Origin of the sequence: Paraburkholderia sp. GAS448 (genome assembly GCF_050435685.1) — a bacterium.
In the GTDB taxonomy this organism is placed as follows: Bacteria; Pseudomonadota; Gammaproteobacteria; order Burkholderiales; family Burkholderiaceae; genus Paraburkholderia.
This window is the reverse complement of the sequence record NZ_JBNDKT010000025.1, coordinates 91,596-110,963: the sequence shown is the minus strand read 5'-3', so window position 1 is coordinate 110,963 and position 19,368 is coordinate 91,596. Positions and strand designations below refer to the sequence as shown.

At 61.3% G+C, this 19,368-nt stretch carries 13 protein-coding genes and 1 pseudogene; 3 read left to right on the top strand and 11 right to left on the bottom strand.

What is annotated here, in order from left to right; genetic code table 11:
• Positions 1–155 precede the first annotated feature (155 nt).
• From P3T23_RS33460 to P3T23_RS33445, 4 genes are read right to left on the bottom strand one after another with little or no spacing between them, the layout of a single operon-like run.
• Complete coding sequence (locus tag P3T23_RS33460; protein ID WP_429320347.1) at positions 156–1,178, bottom strand: DUF2955 domain-containing protein; 1,023 nt, start codon at positions 1,176–1,178, stop codon at positions 156–158.
• Complete coding sequence (locus P3T23_RS33455; protein ID WP_429320346.1) at positions 1,178–2,305, bottom strand: HlyD family secretion protein; 1,128 nt, start codon at positions 2,303–2,305, stop codon at positions 1,178–1,180. Before P3T23_RS33455 ends, P3T23_RS33460 begins: the two co-directional genes overlap by 1 nt.
• Positions 2,298–3,857 carry a TolC family protein gene (locus tag P3T23_RS33450; protein WP_429320345.1) on the bottom strand — a complete coding sequence of 520 codons (1,560 nt, stop codon included), beginning with the start codon at positions 3,855–3,857 and terminating at the stop codon, positions 2,298–2,300. Before P3T23_RS33450 ends, P3T23_RS33455 begins: the two co-directional genes overlap by 8 nt.
• Before the next feature lie 27 nt (positions 3,858–3,884).
• A complete protein-coding gene (locus P3T23_RS33445; protein WP_429320344.1) occupies positions 3,885–4,979 on the bottom strand; it encodes an AI-2E family transporter in 1,095 nt (364 codons plus the stop codon).
• Positions 4,980–5,172: 193 nt separating this feature from the next.
• Between P3T23_RS33445 and P3T23_RS33440 the strand changes: the two genes are divergently transcribed.
• The gene (locus P3T23_RS33440) at positions 5,173–5,889 is read left to right on the top strand and encodes an AraC family transcriptional regulator ligand-binding domain-containing protein (protein WP_429320359.1); all 717 of its coding nucleotides are present in this window, start codon (positions 5,173–5,175) and stop codon (positions 5,887–5,889) included.
• Positions 5,890–6,580: 691 nt separating this feature from the next.
• A complete protein-coding gene (locus P3T23_RS33435) occupies positions 6,581–6,946 on the top strand; it encodes a hypothetical protein (RefSeq protein WP_429320343.1) in 366 nt (121 codons plus the stop codon).
• Positions 6,947–7,212: 266 nt separating this feature from the next.
• Here P3T23_RS33435 and P3T23_RS33430 read toward each other — a convergent pair whose 3' ends face one another.
• From P3T23_RS33430 to P3T23_RS33415, 4 genes are all read right to left on the bottom strand, one after another.
• On the bottom strand, positions 7,213–8,493 hold the full coding sequence (locus P3T23_RS33430; protein WP_429320342.1) for a DUF445 domain-containing protein: 1,281 nt from the start codon (positions 8,491–8,493) through the stop codon (positions 7,213–7,215).
• A gap of 564 nt (positions 8,494–9,057) precedes the next feature.
• The gene (locus P3T23_RS33425) at positions 9,058–9,450 is read right to left on the bottom strand and encodes a BON domain-containing protein (protein WP_429320341.1); all 393 of its coding nucleotides are present in this window, start codon (positions 9,448–9,450) and stop codon (positions 9,058–9,060) included.
• A gap of 34 nt (positions 9,451–9,484) precedes the next feature.
• Complete coding sequence (locus P3T23_RS33420; RefSeq protein WP_429320340.1) at positions 9,485–10,630, bottom strand: porin; 1,146 nt, start codon at positions 10,628–10,630, stop codon at positions 9,485–9,487.
• A gap of 684 nt (positions 10,631–11,314) precedes the next feature.
• Positions 11,315–14,014: a LuxR C-terminal-related transcriptional regulator gene (locus P3T23_RS33415; protein WP_429320339.1), complete on the bottom strand. Its 2,700-nt coding sequence runs from the start codon at positions 14,012–14,014 to the stop codon at positions 11,315–11,317.
• 277 nt (positions 14,015–14,291) lie between these two features.
• Here P3T23_RS33415 and P3T23_RS33410 point away from each other — a divergent pair, with 277 nt between their 5' ends.
• Positions 14,292–15,284, top strand: coding sequence for a universal stress protein (locus P3T23_RS33410; RefSeq protein ID WP_429320338.1), 993 nt, complete (start codon positions 14,292–14,294; stop codon positions 15,282–15,284).
• A 350-nt stretch (positions 15,285–15,634) separates the two neighbouring features.
• Here P3T23_RS33410 and P3T23_RS33405 read toward each other — a convergent pair.
• The 3 genes and pseudogenes from P3T23_RS33405 to P3T23_RS33395 form a co-directional block, all read right to left on the bottom strand.
• A pseudogene (locus P3T23_RS33405) lies at positions 15,635–16,725 on the bottom strand (glutamate decarboxylase); the annotation flags it as partial.
• A 108-nt stretch (positions 16,726–16,833) separates the two neighbouring features.
• Positions 16,834–17,016 (bottom strand): hypothetical protein, encoded by a 183-nt coding sequence (locus P3T23_RS33400; protein ID WP_429320337.1) that lies wholly within the window; start codon positions 17,014–17,016, stop codon positions 16,834–16,836.
• A gap of 151 nt (positions 17,017–17,167) precedes the next feature.
• Entirely contained in the window at positions 17,168–18,571 is a 1,404-nt protein-coding gene (locus P3T23_RS33395; protein WP_429320336.1) for a RepB family plasmid replication initiator protein, read from the bottom strand.
• Positions 18,572–19,368: the final 797 nt, after the last annotated feature.

Below are 19,368 nucleotides of genomic sequence, written 5' to 3'. Positions count from 1 at the left end.
AGGAATGCTTTCGCGATCACCTGAAGCAGCCAGCAAACGCGTCGGCTCCAGGCAGGGCGGCGACACCCATTAGTCAGCGGGCCGGTGTCACCTTGAGACCATCGACTGCATTGCATTGGTACCGAGACAGCGCATCTTGCAGCCTCGCGTGCAGGTCATCGCACGCGGCGGGGCCGGTCGAGAAGCTGGAGAACGAGGCAGGCATAGAGGGTCACTGCGATAAAAAGCCCCATGCGGACCGCGAAGGCACTCTGGACATCCTTGCCGGCCACGCTGTCCTGAACGGACTGGCCGAGCAGGATAATCATCGTGACGAGGCTGTTCAGCCAGAAGCCGGGACGGTATCGCTTCGGACTGGTGGCATAGAGTTCGCGGGCCACCAGCAGCCCGAACAGCAACATCCAGAGGAAGAACATCCACAGATGCACAAAAAGCCTCAGGGCGAACCAGAATGCGATCGCCAGCAGGCCGCCAAGCAGCGTAGACCCAAGCAGCTCCCGTGCTGCACCGCGAGCCCTCGTGGTGCAGCTCTGTCTGCCGAGGCTGACCGACTTCATGATAACCGGCATATAGCTGGCTGGATCGGTCAGTGCCAACAGGAAGGCGGGCAGTACGACCAGAGTGGCGCGTAGTGCCACCCGGGCGGCCTCCTCATCCGGCAGGGCCTGGGCAGCCGGCCCTGCCGGATGACTGGCAGGTTCGGGAAACAGCCAGTGGCTAAAGGCCAGCACCAGTACGGCGAGCAGGAGTCCTTTCACGAGCGCCCCCACGACCGTGACGGCAAGCTGGAAATCAGCCGTGCCTGCTGCGGAAATCATGGTCAGTCCGGCCACCAGAAAAGTAGCGACCAGATTGTTGCCCCCGCGCAGACCGTAGCGAAACGCGAGGAAAAGAAACAGGCTGATCAGCAGCACGCCCGAAATCGCGTAGTAGCGCAGCAAGGGGATGAACAGCAGGCCGCAGCCCGTCGTCAACATCACGATCAGCGCGAGGCCCAGCCCGGCCTTGAGTGATAGGGGGCGGTTCAGCGAGGCGAGGAGAAAGACAGCGAACACCGGCGCCACTACGGGAATCGGCAGGTCCAGCGCGAAGCTGATCGCGAGGCACAGCGCAGTCCCGCAGGCAAGACGCAGTGCGCGCTGATCGAGAGCCTCACGCTCATTGGGCACGGACGCCATTAGTAGATGTAGGAAATCCAGCTCATCAGATGCAGGAACAGGCGGCCCGGGAAATTGAGCGGGTTGCCCGGACTGGGAAACGCCATGACTTCGGCCTGGCCGCCGACGCGGATACCGCGGAGCGTGGGCACCTCGCCTGGAGCAAACTCGACGATCACCGGGAAGCGTTGAGCGGGACGCAGCCAGTCGCGGCTATTCTGCACGGTCGGCAGACTGCCGGGCGGCGTGCTCTGACCGGCGCTGATACCGTACCCGACGCTGCGCACGCGACCTTCATATACCTCGCCCGGCAGGGCGTCCAGCGCAATAGCGACCGGCGTACCGGGCTCGATATGGCCCAGGTTGTTCTCGGTCATATCCGCACTCACCCACACATCGTGAATCGCGATCAACGTCATGACCGGGCTGCCCGCGGCGGCGAACTGGCCGACGTCGGTGCGCAGATCGGTGATCAATCCAGCCGAGCGTGCCCGTACCTGCGTATTGGCAAGGTCCAGTTCGGCCTTTTCCACGGCGGCCGCCGCGCTACGAAGCTGGGCGTTTTCTGCTTCACTGCCCCCCTGCTGTTCGCGCGCGCGCTCCACCTCCGCGCGGGCCGCGGCAACCTGACTGACAGCCTGTTCGTGCGTTGCTCGCGCTATCTCGAGCCGGCGCAGCGAAACAGTCCCCTCGTCTTCGCGGTACAGCCGTTCGAGTCGCTCACTATCCTGACGCGCCTTGACTTCATTCGCCATGGCGGCACGCAACGAGGCCTGCGCTGAATCGATACCTGCGGTGCTGGCTCCGATCTGACGCCGGGTCGATTCGAGGTCGGCCCGTGCGCGGTCAAGCGTGATCCGGTACTGCTGCGGATCCACTTCGAAGAGCGTGGCTCCAGCCTTTATTTCCTGATTGTTGTGCACGAGCACCCGGATGACCCGCCCCGAGACTTCGGTGGCCACCGGAACAACGTAGGCTTGCACCCTCGCCTGCTGCGTGTATGGGGTGAACCGGTCGGCCAGCAGGTACCAGACGAGGCTCACGCCGATCAGACAGACGACCCACTTCACCCCCTTCCCCGCCCGGTCGGCGGTGGGCGCGGGCTTCTCCGGCGGCGTGGCCGCAGGGGGTTGCGGGGTGTCACTCACCGGGACCTCCCTGCGGCGCGGCATGGCGGGTGGTAATGGACGGCGGGTCCGACTCGTTAAGCATGTCGCCCCAGTCGGTGCGCTGCTGCATCTGTCGACGGGTGTCAGGGTCGACCAGCGGCGCCCCGGTGTACCAGCCACCGCCGACGGCTGTGTACAGGGCGATCAGACTGCCCACCGCATTGCTGCGGTTCACCAGGTAGGCGTCCTGCTGCGAGGAGAGCGCACTCTGGGCATCCAGCACCCGCTGGAAGTCCGAATACCCCTCGCGGTAGATGGTGTTGGCGAGTGTCAGCGAGCGCCGCGCGGCCATTTCTGCGTCGTGCAGGATGCTATCGCGCTGCAGTGCCATGATGAGTCCAGTGGCGGCGTCGTCCGCCTCGCGCGCCGCCTCGCGCACGGTATTCTGGTATGCAACGATCAGTTCCTGCAGACGTGCGTCCTGAACCCTCACGTTGTTCACGATCCTGCCGTGGTCGAACAGGTTCCAGCTCACGCTGGGGCCGGCGAACAGCGCTAGCGTATTCGGCGCGCCCGCCGCTGACGATGCGGTCCAGGCAAGGGTGCCCAGGAGGGTCACCGAAGGGTAGAGATCGGCCTCGGCCACGCCGATCAGCGCCGACTGCGAAGCCACCTGCAGTTCCGCCGCGCGGACATCGGGGCGTCGCAGCAGTAGATTGGCGGGTACGTCCTGCAGCACCGCATGATCGACGAGTGGAATCACGCCTTCTTTCTCCGGCTGCTCCGCTAGTTCGGGGAGGGGTCCGGGTGGCCGGCCGATCAGCACGGACAGCGCATGCTGGGCGAGCACGATCTGGCTTTCGAATTCGGGAATGCTGGCGAGCGTGCCCAGATACTGCGTCTTGGCCTGCTGAAGATCCAGTTCATCACTTTCGCCGCTCTTGAACAGGCGCTCGGTGATCTCATAGCTGCGCTTTTGAAGCTTTGCGTTTTCCCGGGCGATGCGCAGACGCGCCTCGGCCGTGCGCAGCGTGAAGTAGGTGGTGGCGACCTGGGCGTGCAGCAGGACCAGCACATCGTCGTGGTTGGCCCTGGCCGCGAAATAACCGGCATCGGCTGACTCGATGGCGCGGCTGAAACGCCCCCAGAAATCAAGCTCCCATGCGAAGTCGAAGCCCACGCTGTATTGCAGGACGCCGCCGGAGCGCGGGCGGTCCCCACCGGATCGCTTGCGATCGCCGTACAGAACATCGGCATTGGCTTGCTGCACTTGGGGGTAGCTTCCGCTCAGGGCAATCCCAAGCTGGGCGCGCGCCTCCATCACACGCAGGCCGGCAATCCTTACGTCAGCGTTGTTGGCATCGGCCTCAGTAATCAGGCGCTCGAGGTTCTGATCCGAGAACACATGCCACCACTGCCGGATATCGGGTTGTGAGCCTTGCGTGGTGGCCTCCTCGACAGCCCGGCTGCTCCAGTGTTCGATCCACGCCTCGCGTTGCGGATGAAAGTCAGGTCCCACCCGCACGCAACCGCTGACACAGATTGCGCCAATCAGCAGCAAACGTTCGGGGCGGCGGGTAAAGAGCGACACGGGGCGAACCTTTCGGCATCACGGCTGCTATCGTTCTCGTGACCGATCTTCTTGCGGCACATCCTCAACCCATCGCCAGAACAGTTGATAACCAACTGCGAGTACCACTGGACCAATGAACAGCCCAATCACCCCACCCGTCACCATGCCGCCCAGTGCACCGATCAACACCACCGGCATGGGCACGGCGACGCCGCGACCCAGCAGCAACGGCTTGAGTACGTTGTCCGCGAGCCCTGCGATGAAGACATAGATGGAGAAGACGATCGTCGCCACGGTTACCCCCTCGGTAGCAATGACGAAGGCGATCACAGGGATGGTAATCAGCGTGGCCGGTAGCTGCATGATCCCAATCAACAACACGGCGAGCGCCAGCAGGCCAGCGGCAGGAATGCCCATCACCACGAAGGCAACGCCAACCAGCAGCATCTGGATGAACGCGATGCCGACGACGCCCTGGGCCACCGCGCGGATCGTGGCGGTGCACAATGCGGTGATCTTTGGACCGTTCTCCGGGCCCGAGATGCGCGATGCAATCTGCACCGCACTGCGACTGCCGGCCTCCCCGTAAGCCATGAAAATGCCGGCAATGATCAGGGCCATGAAGAATATCAAGAGCCCTGCGCCAACGCTCGTCACGGCCCCCAACAGCGCGACGCCGGCCTCCTTGAGCTGAGGGGCGTGCTTCTGCGCGAGACCGGTCAGATCGGTTGCGGCTTGCAGCCAGAAGTCATGCAGTCGTTGACCCAACAGCGGCCACGCGGCCACCGACTCGGCCGGCGGTGGAATGCGAAAGCTCCCGCTCTTCGCGATGGCCAACGCGCGCTCCGCCGAATCGACCACCGCGTCGCCCAGCAGCCAGGTCGGCACGAGGACAATGCCGAGCGCAACAATGACGATCAGCGTGGCGGCACGACCGTCGCTGTTGAGCACTCCGCCCCGGAGTCTGACCTGAAGCGGATAGAGGGTTACCGCCAGGATCAGGGACCAGACAATCAGGTTAAGAAACGGGTAAAAGATCTCGAAGCAGGAAATCGCCAAAACCGCAATCATGCCGGCGCGGATCAGCACATCGAGCAGCCCGTGCGAGAGAAGTCTTTCGGAAGTAGGCGTCGGCAACATCGAGTCTCTCCTTGCGGGTTGTCGCCAGGTATCGGCGCGGTATGCCCGCCGTTCCTTTTCTCTTCGGGTAACCTGGACACGATTTCACGCCCATGCCATCCAGACGCCGCCTGATCGCGCACCGCCATTCACTATCGTCGTCGGGCAACCACCTCGCAATAGGACTTTAGGCTGATGGCACCGCTCAGCCGTCCTGATCCAGCGTGCCCGAGGCTCAACCACAGGTGGGCAACGCTCGCGCAGATCGGTTCGGCAAGTCGAGCACGAGACTCTAAACTTCAAACCCGCTGTTGCCGAACCGGACACCCCGACAGTACAGGCAATTGAACTGGCCGTCGGCGTGCTCTTCCGCCACGCCAGCGCGCTGCTGGGCGCCCATTGGAAACCGCATAGTGTGCACTTTACGCATCCGGCGCCGGCTGATCTCACCTTCCATCGCCGGTTCTTCGGCTGTCCGATCACGTTCGAGACCGACTTCAACGGAATCGTTTGTGCGGCGGCGGACCTCGATTATCCGAATCCGAATGCCGACCCCGTGCTGGTCCGTTATGCGGAAAGTCTCGCCAATCCGCTAAACGTTACAACGGCAGATTCGATTGCGTTGGAGATGCGCAAGGCGATTTACCTGCTATCGCCCCTCAGTCAGGCCTCGATTGAACTGGTGGCGCGGCAGGTGAATCTGACGGTGCGCACCCTGCAGCGCCAGCCCGATTCCGCCGGTTCCAGTTTCTCGGGCATCGCTGAAGAAGTACGGCGTGACCTTGCCGTGCGCTACCTGCTCAATCCACGCTATCCGATCGGCCGGGTCGCCGCCCTGTTGGGCTACACCAACCAGGGGTCGTTTTCGGCCTGGTTCCAGGCGCGTTTTCATATGACGCCCCGTGACTGGCGCAGCCGCCACCGAAAGTGAAAATGTACGGGTTCGTGGTTGCATCTGCGACGATATAGTTGCGAAACCCAATCATATTCCAGGCCGTCAGGCCACAAAGCCGCGTTCGCGCGGCACATCGCAAGCCGGATTGCGACAGGTGAATTCACGGCGCGCGTCGATACTTTTTTGCGACGCAGCCTTGTTGCTCCTGGCAGGTACTTCGACCTTATCGATGAGATGGACTGAGCGGTCTCTCGTCACATCGCGGCGAGCGGAAATTCGGCGCCCCTGTTCATCCCGTTTTCGGCATCATGCCTGCCATGCGGTGCCTGACTGCGCCAGCCTCGTCCAAAGCTGCTGCCCCGAGCGGCGCTCGACACCCCTCCCGCCGTGGGAGGGGGCAAACGCGAACGCTCGCACTATTGTCTCGTATCAGGAGACAACACTTCCGCAATCCGCCGGCCACGCCGGCGCTTCAACGGCGTTGCCGCATCCACTCCGGCCTCGATTGCCAGGTATGACGGCAAAATTTTTCTACCACATCCTGGGGTCTCGCCGCGCAATTGACGCTGCGAGGAAGCAGCGCTTCCGAAACAGGCAGGGTTGCAAATTTGGCTGCCCACGCGCCCCTGCCTGCCGAAGCCCGTGTCATCGAGTTGCACACATCGATTCAACCCGAGGCCTTCGTCAGCGTTTATCGCGGCCTGCGTTATCGCCTTTTCGTATCGACATGCCGACCTACGTGCTGGCAACCGAGGAAGATCACATCGTCCCATGGCGATCGGCTTATCGATCCACACAACTGGTTGGCGGCCCGACTCAGTTCGTTCTCGGCGCGAGCGGCCACATAGCTGGGGTCGTCAATCCTGCGTCGAAGAACAAGCGAAGTTTCAGGGCCAGCGGCGATTCGACCGGCGATCCGGACGCGTGGCTGGCGTCAGCCGAAACGCGGCCGGGCAGTTGGTGGAACCACTGGATCGAGTGGCTCAAGCCGTACGCTGAAGAATCGCTCAAGGCGCGCACGAAACTGGGAAGCGCCCTTCATAAGACGGTCGAGCCGGCGCCTGGGCGCTATGTGAAAGTGCGCACGGCATAGTTCCCGGTCTGGACTGGGTATATCCGCTCGGGGTGAGTTCCGAACGACCAGCCCGGCCACGGAACGAGCGCGCCGCGCTGAAGGTGATTGACCGGCAATGTGACCTGTTATACGGCTGCCACCAGATGGAGCAATACGCTTCGGTTGCTGTCTACCTTGCGTCCGACAATCACTGTCCGGCGGGTCAGATCGTTTTACCCAACGGCGGCGCCGCCTGAGCCCCACGCGTTGCCGGAGACCGCCAGCCATGATTGCCCCCTGCTGCATTACACCACATAGGCTCGCAGCATATTGATCAGGTACGAACTCCCATACAGCGCGAATCCGATGAAACCACCCACCATGGTCCCGTTGATGCGGATGTACTGCAGGTCCTTGCCGATATTCAGCTCGATCTGCCGGGACATTTCGCGGGAATCCCAGTTTTTTACCGTGTCGCTGATGTGCCGCGTGAGGAACTGTGCAAAGTCTGGGGCCATCGCCCGCGCCGCGTCCTCCATGTGCTCGTTTAGCGACTGGCGCAATTGAACGTTCTGCGCCAGTGTGTCTCCTACCCACTTGCCCATCGCCACGGTTTTCGCGTGCATCGTCGAATCCCTGCGGGCCAGGTCCTGCTTGAGCCAGGCGCGCAATTGCCCCCACAGGTCCTTGATGTACAGATTGAGCGTTTCGCCGTCCTTCAGGTAACGCTTGAGTTCCTCGCCTTTCTCCAGAAAGACCCGATCGGTCTTGAGACGGACGATCAGGCGCCCCACCACCTCATCAAAGCTCTTGCGAAGGTGATGATCGGGGTCTTCGCTTATCTGGATGAGCACCGTGTCGACGGCATTGGCAATCATCACCGCCCCGTTTTCGCCAACCCAGTCGGTGGGCAGGAATTTTTCCATCGTCGGGTATTCGCTTTTGAGCCAATCGACGATACGCGCCGCAATGAAGCTACGCGTGCCCGGTTCGCGCAGGAGCGCAACAGACTTCGCGATCCCTTCGTCCAGCAACGCCTGATGTCGACCGTCCTTCGTCAACGTATCCAGAATGGCGCCCATCGACTTCGACAAATCGACCTTGTCAATGACAGTGTGGAAGCCTTCCTTGATGAAAGCCTGGAGACGGACGTCGTCCGCCAGATCCAGAATGCCGCCCAGCAGCTTCATCAGGTAGCTGCCCAGCAGATCGGTATTGGCAGGCGCGGTCAACCATTCGCTTATCCTCTGCGCCGGATCGTGCTTTCTGATCAGTCCGACAATAGACGGGACATCGAGAAACTTCTCCTGAACGAAGCTTGCCAGGTTGTCGGCGATCTTTTCCTTGTTCCTGGAGATGATTTCCGTGTGCCTGGAGACAAAAGGAATGGGAACCCGCCTGAACAGCGCTACGACTGCAAACCAGTCGGCGAGTGCGCCAACCATTGCTGCTTCTGATACCGCCTTGATGCCGTCTACCCAGAAACCGCGCGGAAGAAGCGCCGTTGTCACGAAAACGCAGGTCACGATCAACAGCAGAAGGAGTGCCGTGTTCTTGCTCTTCTTCAGGTCCAGTTCTCTGTTCATTTCTGTCGCTTTGTCCTGTGGCATCGAACTCGCAAGGCACGCTTCGGTCAACCGATGGCTCGTGCGACCTGCTCTTCACGGACGCCATGGTAATCGATGCCATTGAGCTAAACGCAGGCCATGAAATCAGCACAGCGCCGCTTGCGTCCAGAACGCAGCGTCGATCGCCCCGCCATGATTGCCCGTCGTGCAGCGTACTGCGAGCGTGCGGTGATCTCGAGTCGGGCGACATGACTTGCGTCGAACGCTATGGTCGGGTCACAGTGGGTGGCTACGCGGCCTTCATGATCGCTGCGTTGGTGGCTTTTCGCGGAAACCACGAGGCGCGCGGTTGAATCTTTGCGCGCGGTGGCCGGCGACTAACCGGGTTCCCGGATGGAAGCCCAGTGAACTACCGGAAAGAATAATGACAGAAACGTGGCCTGGAGGGCCGATGGCTCGATGTCCGCAGGTCCATCAGGCCAGGACAGGCTGACGGGGATCAATCAGCTGGCACCGCGTCCCCATGGAATCCGCGCGGCGGATATCCGGCCGCCGCCGGCCTGAGGTACTGGCGGCGCGATCCTACTGACTTCCAAAAGGTCGCCTTTGGACGCTCAGCTTATTGGTTACGGACGTCACCCCTGGGACACCTTTCGTGATCTCCGCGACCTTGTCGATCTGTGTCGCGTCCGTTACCGTTCCGTTCAGCGTCACTGCGCCGTCGCGCGCGACGACGCTAATATTGCCCGCGCTGATCTCCCTGTGCTGCGAGATGGCGGCGTACACCCTCCGGCGCAGCGCGCGATTCGCCTTTCTGCCCGTTTCCGGCGTCGCCGCACCCGACGCAACCATTGCGGATGCGCCTGAAGCGCTGGCCGGCACACTGGATGCCGCGCCATTCTGGGCCCATGCGTTTGCGGAAACTGCGACGACGAATGCGCCGACACTCACCCCGAGTCCTTTAATTTTCTTCACTGAACCTCTCCTCTTGTTGACGTGAATAACAGAATCAGAAGCTATGACGGATGCCGACCATCACTGCGGTGGTTGATACGCCCGGGGCGACAGGTGACCCATAGATGATGGTCTGGTTCATGGTGCCCCGGTTGTCCACATACCCGACCTGCGCATACGTGAGGGTTGTCTTCGACAGGCTGTATTCAGCACCGAGCGCGACTTCACTGGAGTGATTGGCCGAATTGTTCCGGTCCTTCAGGTAGTAGAAGCCGGATGTGACCTTGAAGACCGAGGAGAACTTGTATCCGAGGCCGCCCGACAGCATTTCAAAGTCGACGTGATTTGTGTTCGCCGGATTTCTGCCAAGGCCGTATGAAGCGGAGACGGAAAAGCCTCCAATCGTATAGAGCGCGCCCAGATAGTAAAAGCGATTATTGTTGAGGCCCGTTGCCGGCGCGGCCCCCGCCGTCGGATAAGTCAGTGGGAATGGATTGGTGTCGTGCCCGTTGTAATACACAGCGGCCAGATTCAGGCCGTAGTTCGAATACTTGAGCACCGCCGACTCTCGTGTGCCACCCTGAATCTGGCCACCGACTCCGCCTGGCGCGTACTCGAGCGCGAGCGACGCACCGTAAAATTTAGGCGACTGATAAACCAGCGCGTTGCTGTCGTACAGCGCGCCAATCGGCGCATTCGTACTGGTGCCCGGCCAGCCCGCAGCCTGGTTGATGCCCAGCCACGCCGTCAGGATACTGCCGAAATATTGCGCGGAACGGACATCGGTGTCCGCCATCGCGTAAATCATCGGTACGATCTGCCGGCCGGCATCGACGGTACCGAATGGTCCCGACACGCCCACGGCGGCATACTGGTTGAACATCGCCGTGACGCCCGGCGTGTCGGACAGGCCGAACTTCCCGTTGGTGCTGTTGAACACGCCCTGCAGCTTGAAATTGACCTTGTAACCGCCTCCGATATCCTCGGTTCCTTTGAGTCCCCAGTTGCTGGCATAGATGCCGCCATCCTTCAGTGCAAACACGGAACCCGTGTTGGGCGCCTTCGGCAGGAAGGTGCTGGCGGACGTGCTTTGGTAAAGCAGTCCGGTATCGATCGTGCCGTAGAGCGTCACCGACGACTGGGCATGCACGGCGCTCGCGAATAATGCGAGCGCTGCTGCGCTGCTCAACTTCAACTTCATTGTGGCCTCCGAACATGGGATTACCCGGTGAGCCGGGTTTATCCTTTATTGATGAAGAAAACGGTTGTGGTAATCCCCTGTCTTGCGTCAAGCCGCCAGGTAGTCGTTCCTGTAATGATCCTCACGATTGGCAGCAAGGACCGCTCGTCCCACTTCGAATGCCTCGCTGCCACACACACACCGCACCGCCTACTTCGTCCATGGCGGAAACTCGGCCATGCTGCCGTCGGGTTGCAGGATGGCCGGATACGACTTGTCCCGGCAGTCGAACAATCCGATGACGGTCATCGGTTCGCCGCATCGAGAGTGAGACGGATGCCGGATGCCCCCATCATCGCAACGATGATGAGCTGCGTGTTGCGGGCTCGCCGGGAACGCAACGAAGGGCAAAGCGCCGTCGGTGGCGAAGACGGGTTTGCGTAAGCGCGGCAGCCCTGCGGTCCGGCACGAATCAGTTCGGGTATCGGACAAGTGCAGGCCGGCGGCGCCGGGACAATCACGGTGTCGAACCTGTCGATCTCTTGCGCGGAAAGACACTCCTGCACGAAAGTCGTCGCGGCACGGCGTCGCGTCATGCAGGCAAGATTACGTAAAGGGTGTCGGCGGGACCCCTCCCACGGCGGGAGGGGCATGGAAAACACGTAGACACCGCAATTGTGAAAGATCCGGGCTACCCGACCGCTCTCAGGCGCCTTCCAGCAGACCCAGCACGAGCGCCCGGCGCACCGCGTGCTTGCGAGAGCTGGCGTCGAGTTTGCCGAAGAGGTTTTTCAGGTGCCACTTGACGGTTCCTTCGCCAACCGTCGCTGCGACAGCGATCTCCTTGTTCGACAGATTTCGTGCAAGCAGCTCGAGGATTTCCCGTTCTTTGGGCGTCAGGACGACACTTGGCACTGCCCGCGGTCCGTTTGATGGCCCGCGTGCCGGCGGCAGCGCAACGCGTGGCGCTGCAATCGCGTGAGTAGACTCCCCCGCGTCGGCCCGCTCTTCGCTCACTCGCCTTGCCCAATCCGCGAGGGCGGGATGGGCGTCGGCCAGTGTGCGTGTCAGATGGAAGGTCTCCGCGAGATTCATCGCCTCGTTCAGCAAAGCGCGTCCTTCGCCGCCTGTCTGCTCCAGCGCGAATGCGCGTAGCGCCATGATCTCGATCCGGTAGCGGCCCATTTTCATCGCCTCAGCCACTTTCGCGGCCTCCGCGAGCCTGTCGGCAGCCTGCTGGTAGCGCCGCGCGGCAATAGCTTCGCCCGCGTGCGCCAACCCTGTTAGCAGTCCCACAGACTGCCGCCACAGCGCCCCGTGGTGAACCGCTTCACACTCCACGATCTCGTCGATGCGTCGGGTCAGCGCGGCGCACGTCTGCGCACGGTAACGGCCCGCGTGAATACGAACCTGTTCAGCAATGCTCGCGATACAAAGGCGCGGAAGGCGTCGGCTGACTCCCATCGCGTACATCGCTTCAAGCAGATCCAGGGCCCGGTGCTCGCCCCCCTTGATCGCGGCAATCCGCGCCGCCGTGCAGTAGGCGAGCAACACCATGTCCGGCGTGCCGCCACGCTCCAGGACGTCCAGCCGGTTTGCCAGCAAGGCCGTCGCTTCGTCGACTCGATCGGCTTCATAGCTCAGCGCGGCACAAATCGCCGCAAACATGCAGGTGAGCGGATGGCGCCGGCCAAGGTCGGACTCCGCACTTGCCAGCGCGGGCCGCAACGCTTCTTCGGCCAGCCCCAGTTGACCTTCCCACATGTAACTCAAGCCGAGGATATGATCGCCCCAGCGCGTCACGTAGCCGAAGCCCTTGCCGACCTCGCCACGCGGCACGGATTGCAGGAAGCGCCGTGCCTGCGCTGGCTCGCCAAGCGCGATCGCGCGGGCCGCGAGCCGGTTGGCATGAACCTGCGTGAGCCAGGATTTGCCGCTTGGGGGCGACTCCGCCCAAGGGGCGAACAGCGCAACGAACCTGTCGATCTCATCGGCGTAGTAGGCAGCGGCGCTAAGGATGAGTGCACATTCGTAACGTAGTTCGGCGCCGGCCTCAGGACTCGCCAGGATGCGCTCGATCTGGAGTTCTGCTTCCTTGTGACGCTCGCCGAGCGCCAGTGCCCAGGCAGCGGCAAGCCGCAGACGCGGACGCTGCTCCAGTTCGCGCTCGGGAAGCAGGTCAAGCCAGTCGAGCACCGCGCCAATACGCCCCTGCTTGACTGCGTCATGCAGGCACCGCTCGGCGAGTTCGTAGGCGAGTTGACGCTGGCCCGCGGCATGCGCATGGCGCGCGGCCTCCTCGATCATGCCCTGCGCGGTCAGCCAGGCCGCTGCGCGGGCGTGCAACCCGGCCGGTTCAGCCGCCGGCAGCAGCGCCAGGCGGGCTTGCAGGACGTCGCGCACGAGCGTGTGCAAGCGGCACCAGACACCGTCCTCGGAGGTAATGAACACCGGCGTGTCGCGCACGAGGCGCGCGAGACGCGCCGGTGACTCCGGGTCGCCGGTCAGCGCAAGGCAAAGCTCCGGGTGCAGCATGTCCACTATGCTGACGTGCGTCAGGAAGGCGCTATCGTCCGACGAAAGATTCGCGATCAGGGCTGCGACCAGGTGCTCACGCAAGCCCCCCTGATTGGCCGCCATCGTCTCGACGACCTGTCGAGGATCCGCCGCGCGCGTCATCGCCGAGATCGCGAGCTGCAACCCCAGCGGCCAGCCGTCGGTCAGTTCGAACAGATGGGCGCAAGCATCGGGATCAAAGCGTGGCCCGAAGCGGTTGGTGATGAGCGCGATCGTCTCATCGAGGCGAAAGCGCAGCATCTCCGGCCCGACCAGGATGCATTGACCGTACGCGAGCAGATCCGCCGCGGCGGTATCGAGGCCACGCCGGGCGCCTACCACCACGCGCAGATTCTGCGGTGCGTTATGCAGGACATACGTAAGCGCATCGATACCCGCAGGGGGCAGGCGCTCCGCTTCGTCGACGATCAACAGTACGTCCCGTGAAAACTGCGCGACTTCCGCCAGCCAGGCGGTCGTCCCGTCGAGCGGGCCAACCGAGCCCATGGCGCCATCAAGCAGCAATCGTCCAAAGGCAGGGCGGGCGCAGCCTGCCCTCATTGCATGGACAAGGCCGAGCAGCAGCCGCTGGGGATCGTCCCGTTCATCCACCGACAAAAACGCAACCGCGACGCCACGCGCCAGGTATTCACGCCGCCACTGCGCGAGCAGCGAGGTCTTGCCGTAGCCCGCCGGCGCCTGCACGAGCGCAACGGGATGATTGAGGAAATTGGGCTCGCTCGCGCTCAATCGCGGACGCGCCAACAAATGCTGGGGCGTGCGCGGCGCAATGGTTTTGAGGACGAGTTCAGTAGGAACGCTGTCGGCGTCGGTATGGGTTGATGCCATTTGGCGAGGCCTGTCGGGGCCACGGAATGCCCGATGCAGGCTTTCTTCCGAAGCGGATTTGCGTACAAGAATGGAGCGTATCACCCGCGTGCGTCAACCCCCTCCCTTCGCGGGAGGGGTGCGCGAGGCACCGCCGCTCTATGATCCGTTTCAACAGCCGTCCGACCCCAGGGCCTGTTCACGCTAATGACGGGCTTGCGCTGGCCCCAGCAAAGACGCTTGACGTCAAGACTGGCCAGGCCGGCCACGCGGACGTTGAAAGCAGCAAAGGAATCCCATGTATCGTCACTTTCTCGTTCCCGTGGACGGCACCGATGCCTGCATCGAAGCGATCGGCCAAGCGGTCGAGTTCGCGCGATCGATAGGCGCGCGCATCACGTTCCTGGCCGTGCCGCGCGAAGATACTGCACTGCACCGAAGCGAGAACGCTGATCCGCAGGCGCCGAGGCATCCCATGTCGGACGCCGGTAAGAGGGAGGATCGCAACTGGGAACTGCTGGCCAGAGCCGAGGCAGCCGCCCGCGCGCAAGGTGTGCCCTGCTCGTCGTCCGCCGCAGGTGACGAAGCGTCCTTGCAGCCCATCGTTGCGGCTGCACGCGAACATGGCTGTGACCTGATCTGCATGGCCCCGCGTAAGCAACCGGTCGACCCCGTTGAACCGGGTGCGCGGGAGCGCGACGTCTTCGACGGCGTTGAGGCGGCAATATTGATTTGCCCAATCGACAGGCGTCCCACGCCTTCACGAGCGATGGGCATTCTTCTGGACGAGCATCGGGCCATTGCCGACGAACTTCACGCATGGTTGAGCATGTTACGCACTGCGCAAACACGCGGGATCTCGCCCGAGCAGGCGCCGATGCGGGAGGCCATTTGCCGCCTGCGCGATCTTCAGGCACACCGGCGTCGACCGAAAAAAGACGAATGGCTGTATCCACGGTTGCGAGAACGCACTTCCGCAGTGGACGCGGAACTCGACGAACTCGATCAACAACGCCAGTGCCACGAACAGTTGCTCGACGAAGTGGCCGGGATGATCGAACGGGAAATGGAAGCGGGCTCCTCAACCGGGCGCATCGAGCAGGCGGTGAAAGCCTATGCGCAATTCACCTGGGAACATATGGGACGCGAGGAAGGCGTGGTACTGCCGGCTGCGCGGCGACATCTGCGCGACGAAGACTGGCTCGAGATCGCCGCGGCATTCGACGCGATGCTCATGGAGCCTGTCAAAGCGCACGGTAAAACCAGCGGGCCTCGAGGCTCGGATGCGTGACTGGAGACATGAATGGCACGTGCCATCCGCCTCTACAAAACCGGCGGCCGCGCGCCGCGCGGCGAGCAGACTTGAGCAATGAATTTTTAATCAGGAAACAACGAAATGTCGCATTACAAACGAAACGAAGTCGAGGGAAACGCAGGCAGTCACGCTGGACCTCGCGTCCCGGCAACTGCCGCTGAAGAGAAAAGCGGTCAACCTGAAGGCAGTCAGGCCGCACTGCGCAAAACGTCCAATTGGGCGTGGTCGGAGAGTCCGGGACACTTTGACTGGATGGACCTGTATACCCCGTCTGGTGGCCTGAACCTCGCCGATTTCGGCCTGTAAAATGTATTAGCCTGGACCGGACCTGACAGGTAGTCGGGGAATCTGCAGGCACTAACGATGTCGCCGGCCAACAGTTCCGCCACGTTGCGATTGACGTGCGGCCGGACGACGACCCGCAGGCTCGTTACCTCCTCCTCGTTCGGCGGCATGGTGTAAGCCGCCAGCACCCAGCCTTTCTCGCGCACCTTGTTGGACACATCGAACTCGTTGAACTTGGTGATCTTCTTGTCGAGCGTAACCGCTACTACGGGTATGCGCTGAGCTTCATTCATGACGGTGAAGTACCCGCTGTTGACCAGAATTCCACGTAACGCGATTGCGTTGTCCAGCGTCTGTTGCATGACCCTCCTGTAGCCTTCAAAGCCGAGCCGGAGAAACATGAAGTACTGCACCGCGATCTGAAAGGCGTCGCGACTGAAGTTCAGTGTCGCGGTCGGCATTTCGCCGCCCTGATAATTGACGTAGAAAACAAGGTCCTCGTTGAACACCTTGCGCTCGCGGAACACGATCCACCCAGGGCCCGGCGGCACGAGGCCATACTTGTGCCCCGACGCATTAATCGACTGCACGCGCGGCAACCGGAAGTCCCACTTGTAGTCGGGATACAGGAACGGGTTGACAAAGCCGCCCGATGCACCGTCAATATGCATTGGAATCGACACGCCGGTTTTCTGCTCGTACGCGTCGAGCCAGTCATGAATACCCTGGATGTCATCGTCCTCGCCGGTGAAGGTCTGCCTGGCAATCGCCACGACGGCGATCGTGTTTTGATCGACGTACTTGTCGAGGCTTTCGGCGGTTAGCCGATCGTTTCCCGGGCTGAGCGGTACGATGCGCGGCTCGACATCAAAATAGCGCAGGATTTTCTTCCACACGATCTGGACGTTTCCGCCCGTGACCATGTTGGGCCTCGTCGCATGCTTCCCTTACTTTCCCGCTTCTGCCGCCAGTTCCACTTGTGTGCGAGACCGGCCAGCATGCAGGCCTCGGACGAGCCTACAGTCGCCGTACCGTAAGGCTCTACGCCTTTGGGGCCATTCCAGAGCTGATGCAGCCACTTCACCATCCGCGTTCCCATGGCAAACACCTGCGGATACATGTCGTGGTCGACGACGGCATGAAGAAAAATTCACCGGCCGCCGTGTCAATCACCTGACACGCCACTGCCAGCGGAATCGTGGCTTTCCGGACTCAAAAGGCTGCGGCAAATTGCTTTCAATCAGGCTAGCAGCGCCTGACTGCTCGCAAGCCGTCTTGCACAGAACACGTATGCGCAGCGGCCGGGGGCATAGCCGGAAGACCACAACGCCGCGTCAGTAGACAGGATCGGACCCGTCACCTTCACGACAGCGTAGTCGGTCGCACTCATGTGCGGCTCCCACTCGTCAGTCTTCCGATTCATGCACAACTCACGTTTGCATCATCGCGATGCATTGCGTTGCAGATTTTCCCGGCCCTGTTTCATGGCTTCCGGCCGGTACCGATTCACGCGGGATTCCTTGGAGATAGCAGATCGACACGAAGAGTCGCTGACCGGTACTCGTGCCTACAGCTCAGGCAATTGCCCGGGCCGAATTCACGCGTCCGAACACAAATTGTCCCAGGTACCAAACCAGTTCCGAATTCGCGAGGATTTCCTCCTCTGTCACAGTCGAGGCCTCGAACTTCATCCGTCGCAGCATGAGCTTGCCTTCTCTCGACGCAACCCACAGGCGGACCAGCTCTTTGCGGGTTTTGGCGTCAGCCGCGCTGAAGTGCTCGCGGCCCCTACGCGACTCTTCGTTCAGGCGCGCACGGACTTCTTCATCGCGCGAGGCCATACTGCGCGCAACAGAATTCTGCGTCTCGAATTGTGCGACCTTCGCTTCCGTCTCTTCGGTAATCAACTTCGCCTGAACCTCGACCATCTTCCGCTCGGCTTCAGACATCTTCCAGTTATCGCGCAGGGCGCGCATCAGGTACCCAGCGGGACTCTTTTTCACCTGTCCACGATTGAGCTTGAATCGCGTGTATTCGACAGCCTGCAGGATGTGTGCATCGGTCCAGACCTCGCGGTTCTCGGAAATGTCGCTGAATTGCTTGGTCGACAGGTTGAATTCGTCCTTGAGAATCTTGTACAGATGGCTGGCGTCGGCGAGGCTGGCCAAGGCGGCGTCGGCGGTATCTTTGCGCTTGAGCAGGAACCTTATACGGTCGATTTTTTTCGACGTGCTGGACTCGGTCCTGGTCTCATACGACAACTCGATGTCCGACACCTCATTGATTTCGCGCACGGCGGGTTCAAGCCAGTCGCGCTTGAAGTATTTGAAGATGGCCGCGTTCGCCCCCATCCTGCCGGGCCAGTTTCGCATGTCTTCAAGCCGTATCCATTCGGTTCGGCCATCCGGGACATTCGGTAGTACCTGGTCATATATCGCGCGCGCCAGGCTGCGCGTAAATGCGGTCGAGATGCGCAGGCTCAGCCAGTGGGACTTCTTTGGGTCACGGATGTGCGGCACCAGGCGAGGATGCACGTCGAATCGAATGCGGCCTCTGTGAAAGCCCACCATCCCCATCAGCTGGACTGAGACCCATAGGTCGTCTTCATTGGGGTTCCGGTCGAGCGGTGTGTCGGTGACCTGGATTTTCGCGTCCTGGGCTTCTTCTGCGATAGTGCGCAAGTGCTTGAGGTTGCGGCTGTCATAACGCATCAGCCACTTGAAGTAGTTCAACTCGACGTCGTACTGGTCTCGTGCTTCCTGCTCTTGTGCGACGATGAAATACGCGGCGTCAAGAAAGCGCCGCGCCGGCAACCCCATGTTGACGATTTGGGTGAAGAAGTTGTTGCGCTGGTAACCGATTTCACGATTGGCTTCGGTGATGGGGATGCCAAGGTCGAACATGTCCTCGAACAACGCGAGCGCCATCTGGCGAGGTGTCACTCTCGACTTGCCGTCTTCCGAATTGTCCTCCGCCATGTTTTCGTCCGTTCTTCATTTTCGCTTTCGGGAATGTAGGCATGCGTGAGTGAGCTGTCAACACACACAACCTCACCTTCAGCGGACAACAGAGGCTACTAGCGACGTATCCTCCCCTTTCCTGCACAACGAACCTCACCATCGCACAATGAACCTCACCACGATGAACCGGCTTTCCCCGTCGAACCCTTATCGGTTGGGGCTGGCAGCCGCGCCCGCTGCGCGCGGCACAACTAACCTCACTTCAGTATGATCCGGCTTTTTGCGCACATCAGACCTCACCTTTGTGTAGAACGGACCTCACCTTCCCCACACAAGGAAACTCACCCTCGTGCACAGCAAACCTCACCTTTGGCACAATGGACCTCACCTTGCTCAGGTTAAGTTGTTGAACATTAAAGATGTTGTGGCCGTCTGTTGGTAGGTTGGTATGTTTCATCTTTTTAAAAAACAGACCAACGGCCACCAGGGAGTAAGTTTCTGGGATACCACCATGGTGAGGTTGATTGTGCAAAATAAGCGCTGCGGTCACATGGTGAGGTTCATTGTGTTGGAATCATGGAAAGGCTGATTGTGCAGCGCAGTAGCGTCGGTCCGTGCTCATGTCCCTTTTCACAGAAAGACGTTTTTGACGTCCGGAATCTCCAATTGAAGGTGAGATCCATTGTGCTGATTTGGTCTTGGGGATTCGTCCGCGTCCCTTCATGGCCCCTCTAAGCCTGTAGATTGCGAGTGAAGGTGAGGTTCATTGTGCAGTTTCAACGAGGGCGGACGTCGCAGACGCATTTACAGCACAA

Bases quoted from the DNA above. Each gene is read 5' to 3' on its own strand.
- P3T23_RS33400 (WP_429320337.1), bottom strand. From the start codon at position 17,016: ATGAATCGGAAGACTGACGAGTGGGAGCCGCACATGAGTGCGACCGAC.
- P3T23_RS33410 (WP_429320338.1), top strand. From the start codon at position 14,292: ATGTATCGTCACTTTCTCGTTCCCGTGGACGGCACCGATGCCTGCATC.
- P3T23_RS33430 (WP_429320342.1), bottom strand. From the start codon at position 8,493: ATGAACAGAGAACTGGACCTGAAGAAGAGCAAGAACACGGCACTCCTT.
- P3T23_RS33415 (WP_429320339.1), bottom strand. From the start codon at position 14,014: ATGGCATCAACCCATACCGACGCCGACAGCGTTCCTACTGAACTCGTC.
- P3T23_RS33445 (WP_429320344.1), bottom strand. From the start codon at position 4,979: ATGTTGCCGACGCCTACTTCCGAAAGACTTCTCTCGCACGGGCTGCTC.
- P3T23_RS33395 (WP_429320336.1), bottom strand. From the start codon at position 18,571: ATGGCGGAGGACAATTCGGAAGACGGCAAGTCGAGAGTGACACCTCGC.
- P3T23_RS33420 (WP_429320340.1), bottom strand. From the start codon at position 10,630: ATGAAGTTGAAGTTGAGCAGCGCAGCAGCGCTCGCATTATTCGCGAGC.
- P3T23_RS33460 (WP_429320347.1), bottom strand. From the start codon at position 1,178: ATGGCGTCCGTGCCCAATGAGCGTGAGGCTCTCGATCAGCGCGCACTG.
- P3T23_RS33435 (WP_429320343.1), top strand. From the start codon at position 6,581: ATGCCGACCTACGTGCTGGCAACCGAGGAAGATCACATCGTCCCATGG.